We start from the raw sequence: 14,577 nt of genomic DNA, 5'->3' as shown, positions 1-14,577 counted from the left end.
GGGCATGGTTTGGCGTATACAATCGCCCCTTCGCTGACCGGTCTTTAGGCGTCGTGCCGAAAATGCGGTCAGCCGGGGCGCTCGCCGGCGGCCGAGGTCGCGTACATGCCGGTCGTGCGGAACTCCGTCGGGCTCGTGCCGAACACGCGGCGGAAGACCTTGGCGAAATAGTTGGGGTCGTCGAAGCCGACCAGCACCGCCACATCCTTCACCGAGACCGAGGCGTCGCTGGCGAGCAGCGACGCGGCGCGGCGCATGCGCTGCTGCAGCACGAACTCGGCCGGCGGCAGCCCCTCGTGTTCGGTGAAGACGCGGGTGAAATGCGCCCGCGTGAAGCCGGCGACCTCGGCGAGGTCCGGTACTGCGAGCGGCTTGTCGAGATTGGACAGGATGAAGCGGATGGCGCGCGAGATCGCGTCGTCCTCGGTCGGCAACACCGTGTGGGAGCCGAACACGTCGTCGAACAGCGCCATGGCGGCCTCATAGGCGATCGCCGATGCCGCACCGGGCGTCTCGCCTTCGCCCTCCACGAAGCGCAGCGTGCAGCGCGCGAGATGTTCGATGGTCTCGGGGCGCAGCCGCAGCACCGGCCCGTTGGCGGCCAGGATCTCGCGATGGATCCTGAGGGCCTCGCGACCATGCATGGATATCCAGAAATATTCCCAGCGGTCCCCGGCCTCGAGCCAGTAGCGGTGATTGTGCGGGATCATCACCAGCATCGTCTCGCCCGGACGGATGCGGTAGCGCCGCCGCTCGTAGCGAAGCTGCCCGACGCCGGAAATCGTGTGCTGAAGCACCGTGAACGGCGTCTGGCCGCGCTGCATGCCATCCCATTCATAGGGCGGTTCCGTGCGGATCTCGTAGCCCGAACTGGTCGGCATCGTGTGCAGGTGATGACGGCCGCGCGGCAGCGAGACGGTCTTCATCACCGGCGCGTAGGCACGCAGTTTCTGGAGCACAATTTCACCCATGAAAGCACAAAATCTCTCTGGTCGCGGTTCCGCGCTTCGGAATAACTAATGCCACGAACCGTCGGCTGCGGCCACCTTGGCCCGGGCGGTGACGCATGGTCATGCCGATGCCCGAGGGCGACGCCATCATGCGGGCGGAGCGGAATTCGGCCGCTGTCGCGGTCGGCACGGATCGAGGGAGCGAATGTCCGGTTTGAAGATCGCCATCATCGGCGCTGGAAGCGTCGGCTTCACCAAGAAGCTGATGACAGACATCGTATCGGTGCCGGAGCTGCGTGACGTCGAGTTCGCGCTCACCGATGTCAGTGAGCACAATCTTTCGATGATCAAGCAGATCCTCGACAAGATCGTCGAAGCCAACGGCCTGCCGACCCGCATCACCGCGACGACCGATCGCCGTCGCGCGATCGAAGGCGCGAAATACATCATCAGCTGCGTGCGCATCGGCGGGCTCGAGGCCTATGCCGACGATATCCGCATCCCGCTGAAATACGGCGTCGACCAGTGCGTCGGCGACACGATCTGCGCGGGCGGCATCCTCTACGGCCAGCGCAACATCCCGGCGATCCTCGACTTCTGCAAGGATATCCGCGAGGTCGGCGCGCCGGGCGCCAAGTTCCTGAACTATGCCAACCCGATGGCCATGAACACCTGGGCCGCCATCGAATATGGCAAGGTGGACACGATCGGCCTCTGCCACGGCGTGCAGCATGGCGGCGAGCAGATCGCGGCGGTGCTCGGAGCGAAGCCGGGCGAGCTCGACTATATCTGCTCGGGCATCAACCATCAGACCTGGTTCATCGACGTCCGCTTCAAGGGCCGCAAGGTCGGCAAGGACGAACTGGTCGCCGCCTTCGAGGCGCATCCGGTCTATTCGCAGCAGGAGAAGGTGCGCATCGACGTCCTGAAGCGCTTCGGCGTCTACTCGACGGAATCGAACGGCCATCTCTCCGAATACCTGCCCTGGTATCGCAAGCGCCCCGACGAGATCGAGCGCTGGATCGACATGTCCGACTGGATCCATGGCGAGACGGGCGGCTATCTCCGCTACTCGACCGAGAGCCGCAACTGGTTCGAGACCGATTTCCCGCGCTTCCTGGAGGACGCCGGCAAGCCGCTCGACCACGGCAAGCGCTCGAGCGAGCATGCGAGCCACATCCTCGAGGCGCTGGAGACCGGGCGCGTCTATCGCGGCCATTTCAACGTCAAGAACGACGGCGTCATCACCAATCTGCCGTCCGATGCGATCATCGAGTCGCCCGGCTTCGTCGATCGCTTCGGCCTGAACATGGCCGCCGGCATCACCTTGCCCGAGGCCTGCGCGGCGACCTGCATTTCCTCGATCAACGTCCAGCGCATGTCGGTGCACGCGGCTGTAAACGGCGATCTCGATCTCCTGAAGCTCGCCGTGCTGCACGACCCGCTGGTCGGCGCGATCTGCTCGCCCGACGAGGTGTGGCAGATGGTCGACGAGATGGTGGTGGCGCAGGCCAGGTGGCTGCCGCAATTCGCCGGCGAGATCGAGGGCGCCAAGGCCCGGCTCGCGAAGTCCACGGTCAAGACGCGGGACTGGCAGGGCGCGGCGCGCCGCGAGGTGCGCTCCGTCGATGTCGTCCGCGCGGAAAGCGCGAAGAAGCGTGCGGTCGAGCTGGACGAGGCGGCGCGTCCGTCGCTCTGAGGCTCGGAATCGTCCGGCGCGGCGGTGTCTTGGCCGCGCCGTTCTCGGATGGTCGTCGTCGTGGGGATGACGGTGGCGGCGGCCTGTTGTGGGAAGTCGGGCGGGTCGAGCGAAACTCACCTGCCGCGATCAAGGGAGGAACCATGAAGACCTATATGATGGCGCTCGGAGGAGCGGGCCTGCTTCTCGGCGTGTCCGTCGCGGCGGCTCTCGCCCAGACGGAATCGCCGACCGTGCCGCCCGATCCGCCGAAGTTCGACGCGCAGGGCCAGGTCGACTATGTCGGTGTCGCGGACATCCTCGAGTTCAAGGCGCTGCCCGAGTATCACGAGCCCGACTGGGTCACGAAGAACTTCGTCGACAAGGGCAAGCTGCCCCCGGTCAAGGATCGCCTTCCCAAGGAGCCGATGGTCTACAAGACCGGCAACATGGTCGACGGCGTCGGCGTCTATGGCGACACGATGCGCCATGTCATCGGCGGCCGGCCGGAAGGCTGGAACTATATCGGCGGCCAGTCGCAGGGCTGGGGCGGCATCGACATCGGCCTGTCGGAGTGCCTGACCCGCTCGGGTCCGCTCTTCCAGATCAAGGCCGACGAGCTCGAGCCGCTGCCCAACCTCGCCAAGAGCTGGGAATGGTCCGAGGACGGCCACAAGCTGACCATGCACCTCATCGAGGGTGCCAAGTGGTCGGATGGTGCGCCCTTCGGTGCCGACGACCTGATGTTCTACTGGCAGGACAACGTCAACGACCCGAACGTGACGCCGCTCAACGGGGCGACGCCGGGCACGTTCGGCGAGGGCACGACGCTCGAGAAGATCGACGACTACACGGTCGTCTGGACCTTCAAGCAGCCCTTCGCCAAGCAGTATCTCTACCAGATGGCCTATGGCACCTTCTGCCCCGGCCCGGCTCACATCCTGAAGCCGCAGCATCCCAAATACTCGAAGAACACCTACGAGCAGTACAAGAACGCCTTCCCGCCGGAATACATGAACATTCCGGTCATGGGCGCCTGGGTGCCGGTCGAGTATCGTCCTGACGACATCATCGTCATGCGCCGCAATCCCTATTACTGGAAGGTCGACGAGAAGGGTAACCAGCTGCCCTATCTCAACGAGATGCACTACAAGCTCTCGACCTGGGCGGACCGCGACGTGCAGGCCGTGGCCGGCTCGGGCGACTTCTCGAATCTCGAGCAGCCCGAGAGCTTCGTCGAGGCCCTGAAGCGTTCGGCGAGCCCCGACGCGCCGGCCCGCCTCGAATTCGGACCGCGCATCATCGGCTACTCGCTCTATCCGAACTACTCGGCCAATGGCTGGGGCGAGCCGGACGAGCGCGGGCAGGCCGTGCGCGATCTGAATCGCAACGATCACTTCCGCAAGGCGGTGACCGAAGCTGTCGACCGGGCGCGTCTCGGACAGTCGCTGGTGAAGGGGCCGTTCACGGCCATCTATCCGGGCGGCATCTATTCCGGCACGACCTACTACGACAAGGACTCGACCGCCTACTATCCGTTCAACCTCGAGAGCGCCAAGGCGGAACTCGCCGAAGCCGGTCTCAAGGACACGGACGGTAATGGCATCGTCAACTTCCCGGCCGGCACCGCCGGCGGCAAGGATGTCGAGGTCACGCTGCTGGTGAACGGCGACTACCAGACGGACAAGAGCCTCGCCGACGGCATCGTTCAGATGATGGAGCCGCTTGGCATCCGTGTCATCCTGAACACCGTCGACGGCAAGCAGCGCGACGCGCTCGCCCAGGCCGGCAAGTTCGACTGGATGGTTCTCCGCAACCAGGAAGAACTGACCTCGGTCGTCCAGAAGACCGTGAACCTTGCTCCCGTCGGCCCGCAGACCAGCGCCTTCCACCGCGCCGGCAAGGACGGCCAGCTCGACCTGCTGCCCTTCGAACAGCAGCTGGTCGACATCGTGAACAAGTTCATCGCCTCCAGCGACAATGTCGAGCGCAAGGATCTGATGAAGCAGTACCAGAAGATCTACACGGACAACGTCTATGGCGTCGGTCTCGTGCAGTATCCTGGCGCGCTGATCATCAACAAGCGCTTCGCCAACATCCCGAAGGGCACGCCGATCAACCTGTTCAACTGGGCCGAGGATTCGATCATTCGTGAGCGCGTCTTTGTCCCGACCGACAAGCAGGGCAAGTACGAGCTGCATGCGGATACTCTGCCGGGTGCGCCCGGTTCCGCCGGCCCGGTGAACTGATCCCGCGATCGCTATCGCAATCGGACAAGGAGGCTCCGGCCCCCTTGTCCTCCCACCCGATCACGGAGACCGAAGCCGATGTTGCGCTTCCTCGCGATCAGAATTCTCTCGGCGATCCCGGTCCTGCTGGTCTTGAGCATCGTCACCTTCGCCATCATCCAGGCGCCGCCCGGCGACTATGGCGATTTCATCCGCTCGCAGCTGATGAACCAGGGCGGCGCGTCGGCCGTCGTCGCCGAGGCGCAGGCGGATGCCTACCGCAAGGCGCATGGCCTCGATCAGCCGATGATCGTCCAGTATTTCAACTGGATCAGCGGTATCGTCACGCGCGGCGACTTCGGCCAGAGCTATTTCTACAACAAGCCCGTCGCGACCGTCGTCGCGGAGCGGTTGCCGCGCACCCTGCTGCTGGCGCTCGTGTGCCACATCCTGGCATCGCTCATCGGCATCGCCTTCGGCATCATCGCGGCGACGCGGCAATACAGCTGGATCGACTCGGTCCTCGCCTTCGTCTCGTTCCTCGGCACGACGATCCCGCGCTTCCTGATCGCGATCGTCATCGTCTACATCCTCGCCTTCCGCCTGAACGTGCAGGAGATCGGCTCGTTCTTCTCGCCGCAATATGGCGGCGCGCCCTGGTCCTGGGCCAAGTTCGTCGATCTCGTGAAGCATGTCTGGCCGGTCGTCGCGATCGCGACCTTCGGCGGCCTCGCCTACAACATGCGCGTGATGCGGGCCAATCTGCTCGACACGCTGAACGCGCAATATGTCGAGACGGCGCGGGCGAAGGGGCTCTCCGAAGGCGCCGTGGTCATGCGCCACGCCGTGCCCAATGCCCTGCATCCGCTCATCATGTATCAGGGCGTGGTGCTCCCCTACATGCTCACCGGCGAGATCGAGGTCGCGATCGTGTTCTCGCTCGCGACCGTCGGCCCGGCCATCGTTCAGTCGATGGGCGTCGGCGACGTCTATGTCAGCGCGACCTTCATGATGGTTCTCGCGGCGACGCTGATCGTCGGCAACATCATCGCCGACATGCTCTTGGCCCTGCTCGATCCCCGCGTCCGGCTCGGCGGAGGAAAAGAATGACCGACACGAATTCGGCGGCCGAGGCCACTGCGCATGCCGAGGAGGCCGTGCGCAAGGAGCATGAGCGCGAGGCGGCGGCGAAAGCGCAGGGCGGACGCTTCGCCCATGGCAACGAGACCTATCTGGCGCTCGTCTGGCGGCGCTTCCGCCGCTCGGTCGTCGGCATGATCGGTCTGGTCATGGTGCTGGCGCTGCTGCTGATGGCGGTGTTCGCGGACTTCTTCGCGCCGGTGAACCCGAAGGAGAACGGCGTCGCCTTCGCGCCGCCCGAGACGCTGTCCTTCTTCACGAAGGATGGCAGCTTCACGCTGTGGCCGCGCGTCTATCCGATCATCGAGAATGGCGAGTTTGATCCGGTCACCTTCCAGCCGCTCACCGGCCCGGACTACGACAACCCGCACGAGATCGGCTTCTTCGTGCGCGGCTACGATTACAAGATCTTCTGGCTGATCCCGTCCAATATCCACTTCTTCGGTGGACTGGACGGGAAGCCCGTCCATCTGCTCGGCACCGACAAGTTTGGCCGCGACATCCTTTCGCGCGCCATCGTCGGTTCGCGCATCTCGCTCACCATCGCGCTCATCGTCGTGTTCCTGACCACGACGGTCGGCACGGGCATCGGCATCACCTCCGGCTATCTCGGAGGACGGTTCGATACCTGGATGCAGCGCTTCGTCGATATGGTCCTCGCCTTCCCGCAATTGCCGCTCTATCTGGCGCTGACCTCGCTGATCCCGATCACCGCGCCGTCCAACGTCTTCATCGCCTTCGTGATCGGCGTGATGGCGGCGCTCGGCTGGGCGCAGCTCTCGCGCGAGGTTCGCGGCAAGACACTGGCGCTCGCCCGCGTGGATTATGTCCGGGCTGCCATGGCGGTCGGGGCGGGCGATGGCCGCATCATCGCGCGGCATATCCTGCCGAACGTGCTGAGCCATGTGATCGTCTCGGTCACGCTGGCGATCCCGGCGATCGTGCTGCTCGAATCCTTCCTCGGCTTCCTCGGCTTCGCCGTGAAGCCGCCGCTGATCTCCTGGGGCTTGATGCTGCAGGATACCGGCTCCTTCTCGGTGATCGGGTCCTATCCCTGGATCCTGTCGCCGGTCGGCTTCGTGCTGGTCACGGTGTTCGCGTTCAACGCGCTCGGCGATGGCCTGCGCGATGCGATCGATCCCTATTGAGGCAATGGTCATGGCCGAGACGGAGACTTTCTGCCCGCCCGAGCGTACCGACCTCAATCAGCATGGTCGCGAGCTCATCGTCGATGCCCGCAATATCGGCGTCACCTTCAAGGTCGAGGGTGGCACCGTCCAGGCGGTGCGCGACGTGTCCTTCCAGCTTCATCGCGGTGAGACGATCGCGGTCGTCGGCGAGAGCGGTTCCGGCAAATCGGTGACCGCGCGCACCATCATGGGCCTTCTCTCGAAGCGCGCGAAGATCACTCCCGGCGCCCGCATCCTGTTCGAAGGCAAGAACATCCTGGAGTTCTCCTCGACGCAGCGCCGGCGCCTTCGCGGCGACCGCTTCGCGATGATCTTCCAGGAGCCGATGAGCTCGCTGAATCCGGTCTATACGATCGGCCAGCAGATCTGCGAGGTCATCCACCTGCACAACAAGGTGAGCCGGGGCGAGGCGATGAAGCGCGCCGAGGCACTGCTCGCCGAGGTGAAGATCCCCGAGCCGGCGGCGCGGTTGAAGCAGTATCCGCACCAGCTTTCGGGCGGCCAGCGCCAGCGCGTCATGATCGCCATGGCGCTCGCCAACAATCCCGACGTGCTCATCGCCGACGAGCCGACGACGGCGCTCGACGTCACCGTGCAGGCGCAGATCCTCAATCTCATCAAGGATCTGCAGGCCCGCCACGGCATGGCGGTGATCCTGATCACGCATGACCTGACGATCGTCCGCCAGTTCTCGGACTATGTCTATGTGATGCAGAATGGCGAGGTGAAGGAGCACAATCGCACGGAGGAGATCTTCCGCGCGCCGCGCCACACCTATACCCGCCACCTCCTGGCTTCGGAGCCGAAGGGCGCCGCCAATCCGCTGCCGGCCGGGACGCCGGTGATCCTCGAAGGCAAGGATGTCCGCGTCGCCTTCACGCTGAAGCGCGGCGGCTTCTTCAAGCCGGAATATTTCCCGCTGATCGCCGTCGACAATCTGAGCCTCGACCTTCGCCGCCACGAGACCCTCGGCCTCGTCGGCGAGAGCGGCTCGGGCAAGACGACCTTCGGCCAGGCGCTGCTTCGGCTCATCCCCAACAATGGCGGCGAGATCACCTTCGACGGCGAGCGCATCGAAACCCGCAGCCGCGCCGAGATGCGCCCCCTGCGATCGCGCATGCAGATCGTCTTCCAGGATCCCTTCGCCTCGCTCAATCCGCGCATGTCGATCGGGCAGATCATCGAGGAAGGGCTGATCGTCAACGATATCGGCTCGGATCGGCGCGACCGGCTGGAGCGCGTCAGGAAGGCGCTGCGCGACGCGGGCATGCCGGACACGATCCTCTCGCGCTTCCCGCACGAGTTCTCCGGCGGCCAGCGCCAGCGCATCGCGATCGCCCGCGCCATCGCCATGGAGCCGGAGTTCATCCTGCTCGACGAGCCGACCTCGGCGCTCGATCTCTCGGTGCAGGCGCAGATCATCGATCTCCTGCGCAAGCTGCAGGACGAGAAGGGATTGAGCTATCTCTTCATCTCGCACGACCTCAAGGTCGTGCGGGCGCTCTGCCACCGCGTGATCGTCATGCAGCACGGCAAGATCGTCGAACAAGGCCCGGTCGCGGACGTCCTGACCCATCCCAAGAACGACTACACGGCACGGCTCGTCCGCGCCGCCTTCGAGATCGCCGCCTGAGCAGCAGTCGGCAAGCGCATATCTGACTGGAGTCGAACATGCCCCATCCCAAGATAACCTTCATCGGCGCCGGTTCTTCCGTCTTCATGAAGAACATCGTCGGCGACATCCTCCAGCGTCCGGCGCTCGCCGGCGCCGAGATCGCGCTCATGGACATCAATGCCGAGCGCCTCGAGATGAGCGAGGTCATCGCCAGGAAGCTCGTGCAGACGCTCGGCGTGCCGGCGACGGTCACCAGCTTCAGCAACCAGCGCGAGGCGCTGGACGGGGCCGACTTCGTCGTCGTCTGCTTCCAGATCGGCGGCTATCAGCCCTCGACGGTGGTCGATTTCGAGATCCCGAAGAAGTACGGTCTGCGGCAGACGATCGCCGATACGCTTGGCGTCGGCGGCATCATGCGCGGCCTCCGCACCGTTCCGCATCTGTGGAGCATCTGCGAGGACATGCTGGCGGTCTGCCCGAACGCCATCATGCTCCAGTATGTGAACCCGATGGCGATCAATACCTGGGCGATCTCGGCCAAGTATCCGACGATCAAGCAGGTCGGCCTCTGCCATTCGGTGCAGGGCACGGCGCACGAGCTGGCAGACGATCTCGGCATTCCCTACGAGGAAATCCGCTACCGCGCCGCCGGCATCAACCACATGGCGTTCTATCTCGAGTTCGAGCATCGCCAGGCGGACGGCAGCTACCGCAATCTCTATCCCGATCTCTTCGCCGCCTATCGCGAGGGCCGGGCGCCGAAGCCGGGCTGGAACCCGCGCTGCCCCAACAAGGTGCGCTACGAGATGATGACGCGCCTCGGCTATTTCGTGACCGAGAGCTCGGAGCACTTCTCCGAATACACGCCCTATTTCATCAAGCGCGGCCGCGAGGACCTCATCGAGAAGTTCGGCATCCCGCTCGACGAATATCCGAAGCGTTGCATCGAGCAGATCGAGCGCTGGAATGCGACGGCCGAGGAGTACCGCAAGGCCAATCGCATCGAGGTGAAGGAGTCGAAGGAATATGCTTCGGCGATCGTCAACGCGGCCTGGACCGGTCAGCCGGAAGTCATCTACGGCAATGTCCGCAACACCGGCCTGATCACTTCGCTGCCCGAGGGCTGCGCCGTCGAGGTGCCGTGCCTCGTCGACCGCTCCGGCATCCAGCCGACCCATATCGGCACGCTGCCACCGCAGCTCACCGCCATGATGCGCACCAACATCAACGTGCAGGAGCTGACCGTCTCGGCCCTCATGACCGAGAACAAGGAGCACATCTATCACGCGGCGATGCTCGACCCGCATACGGCGGCCGAGCTCGATCTCGACCAGATCTGGGCCCTCGTCGACGAGCTGATCGAAGCTCACGGCGACTGGCTCCCGGCCTGGGCGCGTGGTCCGCGGCGGAAGGTTGCGGCCTGATCCCCCAGCGCTGCGCCTTCCAGAAGGCCCGGCCGCCCCTCCCGGCGGCCGGGCTTCTTCATGTCCGCTTGATCCGCCGGCGATGCTTCGGGGAAACTCTTTGCCATTCGGGCGGAGGCGGCGGGATTGAATCTCATTTCGGCCTATGAGGCGGAGTACCGGCTGATCGAAAGCTGGCTCGACACGGTCTTCCCGCAGGCCTGCATCGATGCCGGTCTGCCGCTCGTCCACTCCGCGCCTCCGGCCCATGTCGGCGACGTCGCCCGGGACGAGCGCTGGTTCTCCGTCGCTCGCAGCGATGCTGTCCCCGCGCTCCTCCAGGTCTACTGCAACACCAATCGCTGCAATGTCGTCATCCTGATGCCGGCCGAGGCGCCGGAAAGTCAGCTCGCGGACAAGATCGCGGCGACGACGGTGGGCGCGCAGAAGATTGGCTGGACGTACCACTGGGTCGACCCGCGCTGCGTCGTCTGCTTCTTCGAGGGCATGGATCTCGGGGCACCGTCCGGCCTCAACGCGGGCTGGATCGCGCGCGACACCGCCCGCATGCTTCGCTGGCTGCTGTCGAAGGGCACGACGTTCTGACGGTCGTGGACCGGTGAGGTGGGCCTATGCGCCTCACGCCACCAGCGCGGTGATCCCGACGCTACCGACCCAGAGCGCGAAGAGCGCGAGCGTCGCCGCCGTGGCGCGGCTGATGCGGGCCGGCGTCGCGAGGCTGCCGGCCGATCGGGCGAGAAAGACGCCCGCGAGGGCCCACCCGAGGGAGGTGAGGCTCGCCAGTCCCAGAAAGGCGAGACCATAGGGAAGAAGGGCGGCGGGCGACAGCGGCGGGAAGATCGCGAAGGCGAGGACCAGCGTCTTCGGATTGAGCATCGTCGTCACGAGCAGGCGCCCGGCCGTGACGGCCCGTGCCGCTCCCGGCCTTGCGGCGTGCCGCCAAAGCCCGACGGCCGACCACAGCAGCCAGATGGCCGCCGCCAGCCTCAGCGCGGCGGCAGCGCGCGGGTCCGCTCCGCTGAGCGGCCCGAACAGCGCGACGAGCAGCGAGACGGCGAAGCCGTAGCCGAGGAGGACTATTCCGATCAGGCGAACCGCGCCGATGCCGCGTTCGGCACCCGCCGCCGCGAGCAGCGCATTGGTCGGCCCCGGCACGGCGAGCAGCGCGAAAACCGCAAGGACGAAGGTGAGCGGCGCGTCCATCGCCGCGTCAGCCGAGGGCGTTCACATGACGAAGGAAGTCGCCATGTCCGAGTGCCTTCGCCGCCGCTGCGCGATATTCGCGCACCAGGCCCTCATAGGTCTCGCGGGCGAACTGGCGCAGCTTCGGATCACGAGCCATCTCGGCTCGCGCCAGCTGCGGATCCAGCAGTCCGAGCCCGTCGAGCACCGGGTAATGAAGCTGCGTCTCGACATGCGGCAGCCCGCCGAGGAAGGACGGGAAATGCTCGCGGCGTGGCATCTCCTTTTTCCACAGTGCCAGCCGCTGCTTCGTCTCGGGGTGCAGCCGCTCGGCGCTGACATTGCTCCAGAACGCGGTGTCCTCACGTTCTGTAACGTAATGCGTGTTGATAAATGTCCGGAAATCGTCGACCTGACGTCCGATTCTGCGGTTGTAGTCGGCCCTGTCGGCGTCGTTCATGTCGCCCGGATGCTTCAGGTAATTGTCGGCGAACAGCATGAGCTGAACGATCGAGCCGTGGATCGACGTCGCCTCGAGCGGCTCCAGGAAGGAAGACGCTAGGCCGACGGCGAGGCAGTTGCCGAGCCAGGGCGTCGCAAGGCGGCCGATCTGGAAGCGGATGTCGTCGCGCACTTCGACGGGATGGCCGAGCACGCGCTCGATCTCGGCATGGGCCTCGTCGGGCGTCTTGAATTCGTCCGAGAAGACATAGCCGCAGCCATAGCGTCCCTGTGTCGGGATCTGCCACATCCACCCGGCCTCGAGCGCCCAGGCGAGGGTATAGTTGGCGATCTCGTCGCCTTCCTTGATGTCGATCCAGAAGGGCAGGGCGCGGTTGACGGGCAGTTCCCGGGCATAGGACACCCAGGGCGCTTCGAGTTCCTTGACGATGATGCGTTTGCGGAAGCCGGTGGCGTCGACGAAGAAGTCGCCTTCGAGCCGGCTGCCGTCGTCGAGCGAGAGTGCGCGAATGAACCCTGTCTCGCCGTCGCGCTCGACCCCCGCGATGGTGGCATCGACCGTGGCGACGCCGCGTGAGCGCTCCTTGAGGAACTTGCCTACCCGCGCCTGATCGAAGTGGAAGGCGTGGTGAAAGGGGCCGAGTGGCAGCAGTGTGCCGTCATCCTTGACGGCGTAGGGCGCCTTCTTCTGTTCCAGCAGCGGCCCGAACAGGTGCATGTCCTGCAGCTTTCGGCCAGCCGCGACGGCATAGACGTTGAGATAGTCGGAGGGGGCCCCCTGCGGTGGCTTCACAACCTGATGCGGATCGTCGATCGGCCCGTCATAGGTGAAGCCGACGCGGCGCCAATCCTTGTGCCGGATGCCGAGCTTGAAGGTCGCGCCGGTCTCGCGGAAGAACTCGAGCTCGTTGAGGTTGAAATACTGCATCAAGACGCGAAGCGCAGCGGTCGATCCCTCGCCGACGCCGACGGTCGGGATCTTCGAGGATTCGACCACGGTCACGCGCGCGTCGAGCTTCAGCCGCCGCGCCTTGTCGTTGATGATGAATGCCGCTAGCCAGCCGGCGGTGCCGCCGCCGACAATCACGAAATGTGGTTGAGCGCCCAAGAACTTCCCCCGTTCTCCGCCCGATTCAGGCGTGTCTGTCGGCCTCTTCGAGCCGCCTGAAATGTCGCCAGCCGAAGGGCAGGGCGACGAGGTAGGCCGTGGCACCGAAGGCCAGAACATGCCAGGGGTAGCTGAGCAGCGAGGCCGCTACGACCACGACGACCACGAAGAGCGGCAGCACGATCTCGCGCGGGACCCGCGATCCCATCTTCTTGCCGGACCATGTCGGCAGCTTGCTGACCATCAGGAGCCCGATGGCCAGCGTGTAGATGAAAACGATCGGAACGCCGACCGAGGCCACCGGAATCTCGAGATTCTCGAGATAGACCGGCAGCATGACGATGAGCGCCCCTGCCGGCGCCGGTACGCCGGTGAAGAAATTGCCGTGCCAGTCCGGCTTGGTCGGTCCGTCGATGGCGACGTTGAAGCGCGCAAGGCGCAGCGCCGCGCAGATCGCGAAGACGAGGGCGGCGATCCAGCCGAGCGAGTGCACCTGATCGAGCGCCCAGACATAAAGGATGAGCGCCGGCGCGACGCCGAAATTCACGAAATCGGCGAGGGAATCGAGTTCGGCGCCGAAGCGGGAAGTGGATCGCAGAAGACGTGCCACGCGCCCATCGACCGCATCCAGAACCGCGGCGATGACGATGAGCCCGATCGCCTCGCCATAGCGGCTCTCGATCGCCATGCGGATCGCCGTCAACCCGGCGCAGAGACCGAGCAGGGTGATGAGATTTGGCAGGATCACGCGGATCGGAATCTGGCGGACCTGTCGCAGGCGCGGTCGGTTCGAACTCTCGTCGGGGTCGAAGGGCGGAAAGATGGTTTCCATCAGTCGATCCTGATCGTGCGGTCGGACGGGCCGCCGAAACGCGCGATCACGGATTCGCCCGCGATCGCGGTCTGCCCTTCGGCAACGAGCGCGACATAGCCGTCGGGCAGATAGACATCCAGCCGCGAGCCGAAGCGGATGAGTCCGAAACGCTGACCGGCCGTCAGGGTTTCATCCTCGCGGCTGAAGCACACGATGCGACGCGCGACGAGGCCGGCGATCTGGACGACGCCGACCTTGCCATGGCTGGTGTCGATCACAACGCCGTTGCGCTCGTTGTCGTCGCTGGCCTTGTCGAGCTCCGCATTCAGGAACTTCCCCGGCCGATAGGCGATGCGCAGGATCCTGCCGCTGACCGGTGCGCGATTCACATGGCAGTTGAAAACGTTCATGAAGATGGAGATGCGCGTCCGCGGTGCCGGCCCGAGCTCGAGCTCCGGCGGCGGCGTGGCCGGGCCGACCTGCGAAATGCGGCCGTCGGCCGGGCTCACGACGATGTCAGCGCCGAGCGGCGTGACGCGCGGCGGATCGCGGAAGAAATAGATGCACCAGACGGTGGCGACGAGGCCGATCCAGAAGAGCGGCGTCCACAGCCAGCCGAGAAACAGCGCCAGAAACGCGAAGATCGCGATAAACGGATAACCCTCGCGGTGAATCGGGACGAGCGCCGCGCGGATCGATTTCAGAATGGAATCCATGCTCACCCTGCCTTGGAGCCGCGATAGAGCCCCGATAAATCACGGATCGGCGGCAGTGTGAAGCGCGCGT

General features: G+C 65.2%; 12 protein-coding genes. 7 read left to right on the top strand and 5 right to left on the bottom strand.

Features of this window, described 5'->3' with window-relative positions; genetic code table 11:
* Window positions 1-68: 68 nt before the first annotated feature.
* Entirely contained in the window at window positions 69-971 is a 903-nt protein-coding gene (locus QO015_RS03155) for an AraC family transcriptional regulator (RefSeq protein ID WP_266281515.1), read from the bottom strand.
* Window positions 972-1,155: 184 nt separating this feature from the next.
* On the opposite strand from QO015_RS03155, the gene QO015_RS03150 reads away from it, so the two are divergent.
* From QO015_RS03150 to QO015_RS03120, 7 genes are all read left to right on the top strand, one after another.
* Window positions 1,156-2,649, top strand: coding sequence for an alpha-glucosidase/alpha-galactosidase (locus QO015_RS03150; RefSeq protein ID WP_266281516.1), 1,494 nt, complete (start codon window positions 1,156-1,158; stop codon window positions 2,647-2,649).
* Between the two features lie 143 nt (window positions 2,650-2,792).
* Entirely contained in the window at window positions 2,793-4,877 is a 2,085-nt protein-coding gene (locus QO015_RS03145) for an ABC transporter substrate-binding protein (RefSeq protein WP_266281517.1), read from the top strand.
* A gap of 78 nt (window positions 4,878-4,955) precedes the next feature.
* The gene (locus tag QO015_RS03140; protein WP_266281518.1) at window positions 4,956-5,966 is read left to right on the top strand and encodes an ABC transporter permease; all 1,011 of its coding nucleotides are present in this window, start codon (window positions 4,956-4,958) and stop codon (window positions 5,964-5,966) included.
* A complete protein-coding gene (locus QO015_RS03135; protein WP_266281519.1) occupies window positions 5,963-7,144 on the top strand; it encodes an ABC transporter permease in 1,182 nt (393 codons plus the stop codon). The genes QO015_RS03140 and QO015_RS03135 overlap by 4 nt, the downstream gene beginning before the upstream one ends.
* A gap of 4 nt (window positions 7,145-7,148) precedes the next feature.
* The gene (locus QO015_RS03130; protein WP_370877388.1) at window positions 7,149-8,819 is read left to right on the top strand and encodes an ABC transporter ATP-binding protein; all 1,671 of its coding nucleotides are present in this window, start codon (window positions 7,149-7,151) and stop codon (window positions 8,817-8,819) included.
* Between the two features lie 38 nt (window positions 8,820-8,857).
* Window positions 8,858-10,225, top strand: coding sequence for an alpha-glucosidase/alpha-galactosidase (locus QO015_RS03125; protein WP_266281521.1), 1,368 nt, complete (start codon window positions 8,858-8,860; stop codon window positions 10,223-10,225).
* 126 nt (window positions 10,226-10,351) lie between these two features.
* Window positions 10,352-10,810, top strand: coding sequence for a hypothetical protein (locus QO015_RS03120; protein WP_266281522.1), 459 nt, complete (start codon window positions 10,352-10,354; stop codon window positions 10,808-10,810).
* A 33-nt stretch (window positions 10,811-10,843) separates the two neighbouring features.
* Here QO015_RS03120 and QO015_RS03115 read toward each other — a convergent pair whose 3' ends face one another.
* The 4 genes from QO015_RS03115 to QO015_RS03100 are packed head-to-tail and all read right to left on the bottom strand — an operon-like array spanning window position 10,844 to window position 14,507.
* Window positions 10,844-11,428 (bottom strand): LysE family transporter, encoded by a 585-nt coding sequence (locus QO015_RS03115; RefSeq protein ID WP_266281523.1) that lies wholly within the window; start codon window positions 11,426-11,428, stop codon window positions 10,844-10,846.
* A gap of 7 nt (window positions 11,429-11,435) precedes the next feature.
* Window positions 11,436-12,977 carry a tryptophan halogenase family protein gene (locus tag QO015_RS03110; RefSeq protein WP_266281524.1) on the bottom strand — a complete coding sequence of 514 codons (1,542 nt, stop codon included), beginning with the start codon at window positions 12,975-12,977 and terminating at the stop codon, window positions 11,436-11,438.
* 25 nt (window positions 12,978-13,002) lie between these two features.
* Entirely contained in the window at window positions 13,003-13,809 is an 807-nt protein-coding gene (pssA, locus tag QO015_RS03105) for a CDP-diacylglycerol--serine O-phosphatidyltransferase (protein ID WP_266281526.1), read from the bottom strand.
* Complete coding sequence (locus QO015_RS03100; protein WP_266281528.1) at window positions 13,809-14,507, bottom strand: phosphatidylserine decarboxylase; 699 nt, start codon at window positions 14,505-14,507, stop codon at window positions 13,809-13,811. The genes pssA and QO015_RS03100 overlap by 1 nt, the downstream gene beginning before the upstream one ends.
* Window positions 14,508-14,577 lie beyond the last annotated feature (70 nt).

Origin of the sequence: Kaistia geumhonensis, from assembly GCF_030815145.1 — a bacterium.
GTDB classification, from domain to species: domain Bacteria; phylum Pseudomonadota; class Alphaproteobacteria; order Rhizobiales; family Kaistiaceae; genus Kaistia; species Kaistia geumhonensis.
Note: the sequence above shows the minus strand (reverse complement) of the source record. Positions and strands in the feature narration are given on the sequence as shown.

Coding starts and splice junctions, on each gene's coding strand:
- QO015_RS03155 (WP_266281515.1), bottom strand. CDS start 971: ATGGGTGAAATTGTGCTCCAGAAACTGCGTGCCTACGCGCCGGTGATG.
- QO015_RS03150 (WP_266281516.1), top strand. CDS start 1,156: ATGTCCGGTTTGAAGATCGCCATCATCGGCGCTGGAAGCGTCGGCTTC.
- QO015_RS03145 (WP_266281517.1), top strand. CDS start 2,793: ATGAAGACCTATATGATGGCGCTCGGAGGAGCGGGCCTGCTTCTCGGC.
- QO015_RS03140 (WP_266281518.1), top strand. CDS start 4,956: ATGTTGCGCTTCCTCGCGATCAGAATTCTCTCGGCGATCCCGGTCCTG.
- QO015_RS03135 (WP_266281519.1), top strand. CDS start 5,963: ATGACCGACACGAATTCGGCGGCCGAGGCCACTGCGCATGCCGAGGAG.
- QO015_RS03130 (WP_370877388.1), top strand. CDS start 7,149: ATGGTCATGGCCGAGACGGAGACTTTCTGCCCGCCCGAGCGTACCGAC.
- QO015_RS03125 (WP_266281521.1), top strand. CDS start 8,858: ATGCCCCATCCCAAGATAACCTTCATCGGCGCCGGTTCTTCCGTCTTC.
- QO015_RS03115 (WP_266281523.1), bottom strand. CDS start 11,428: ATGGACGCGCCGCTCACCTTCGTCCTTGCGGTTTTCGCGCTGCTCGCC.
- pssA (WP_266281526.1), bottom strand. CDS start 13,809: ATGGAAACCATCTTTCCGCCCTTCGACCCCGACGAGAGTTCGAACCGA.
- QO015_RS03100 (WP_266281528.1), bottom strand. CDS start 14,507: ATGGATTCCATTCTGAAATCGATCCGCGCGGCGCTCGTCCCGATTCAC.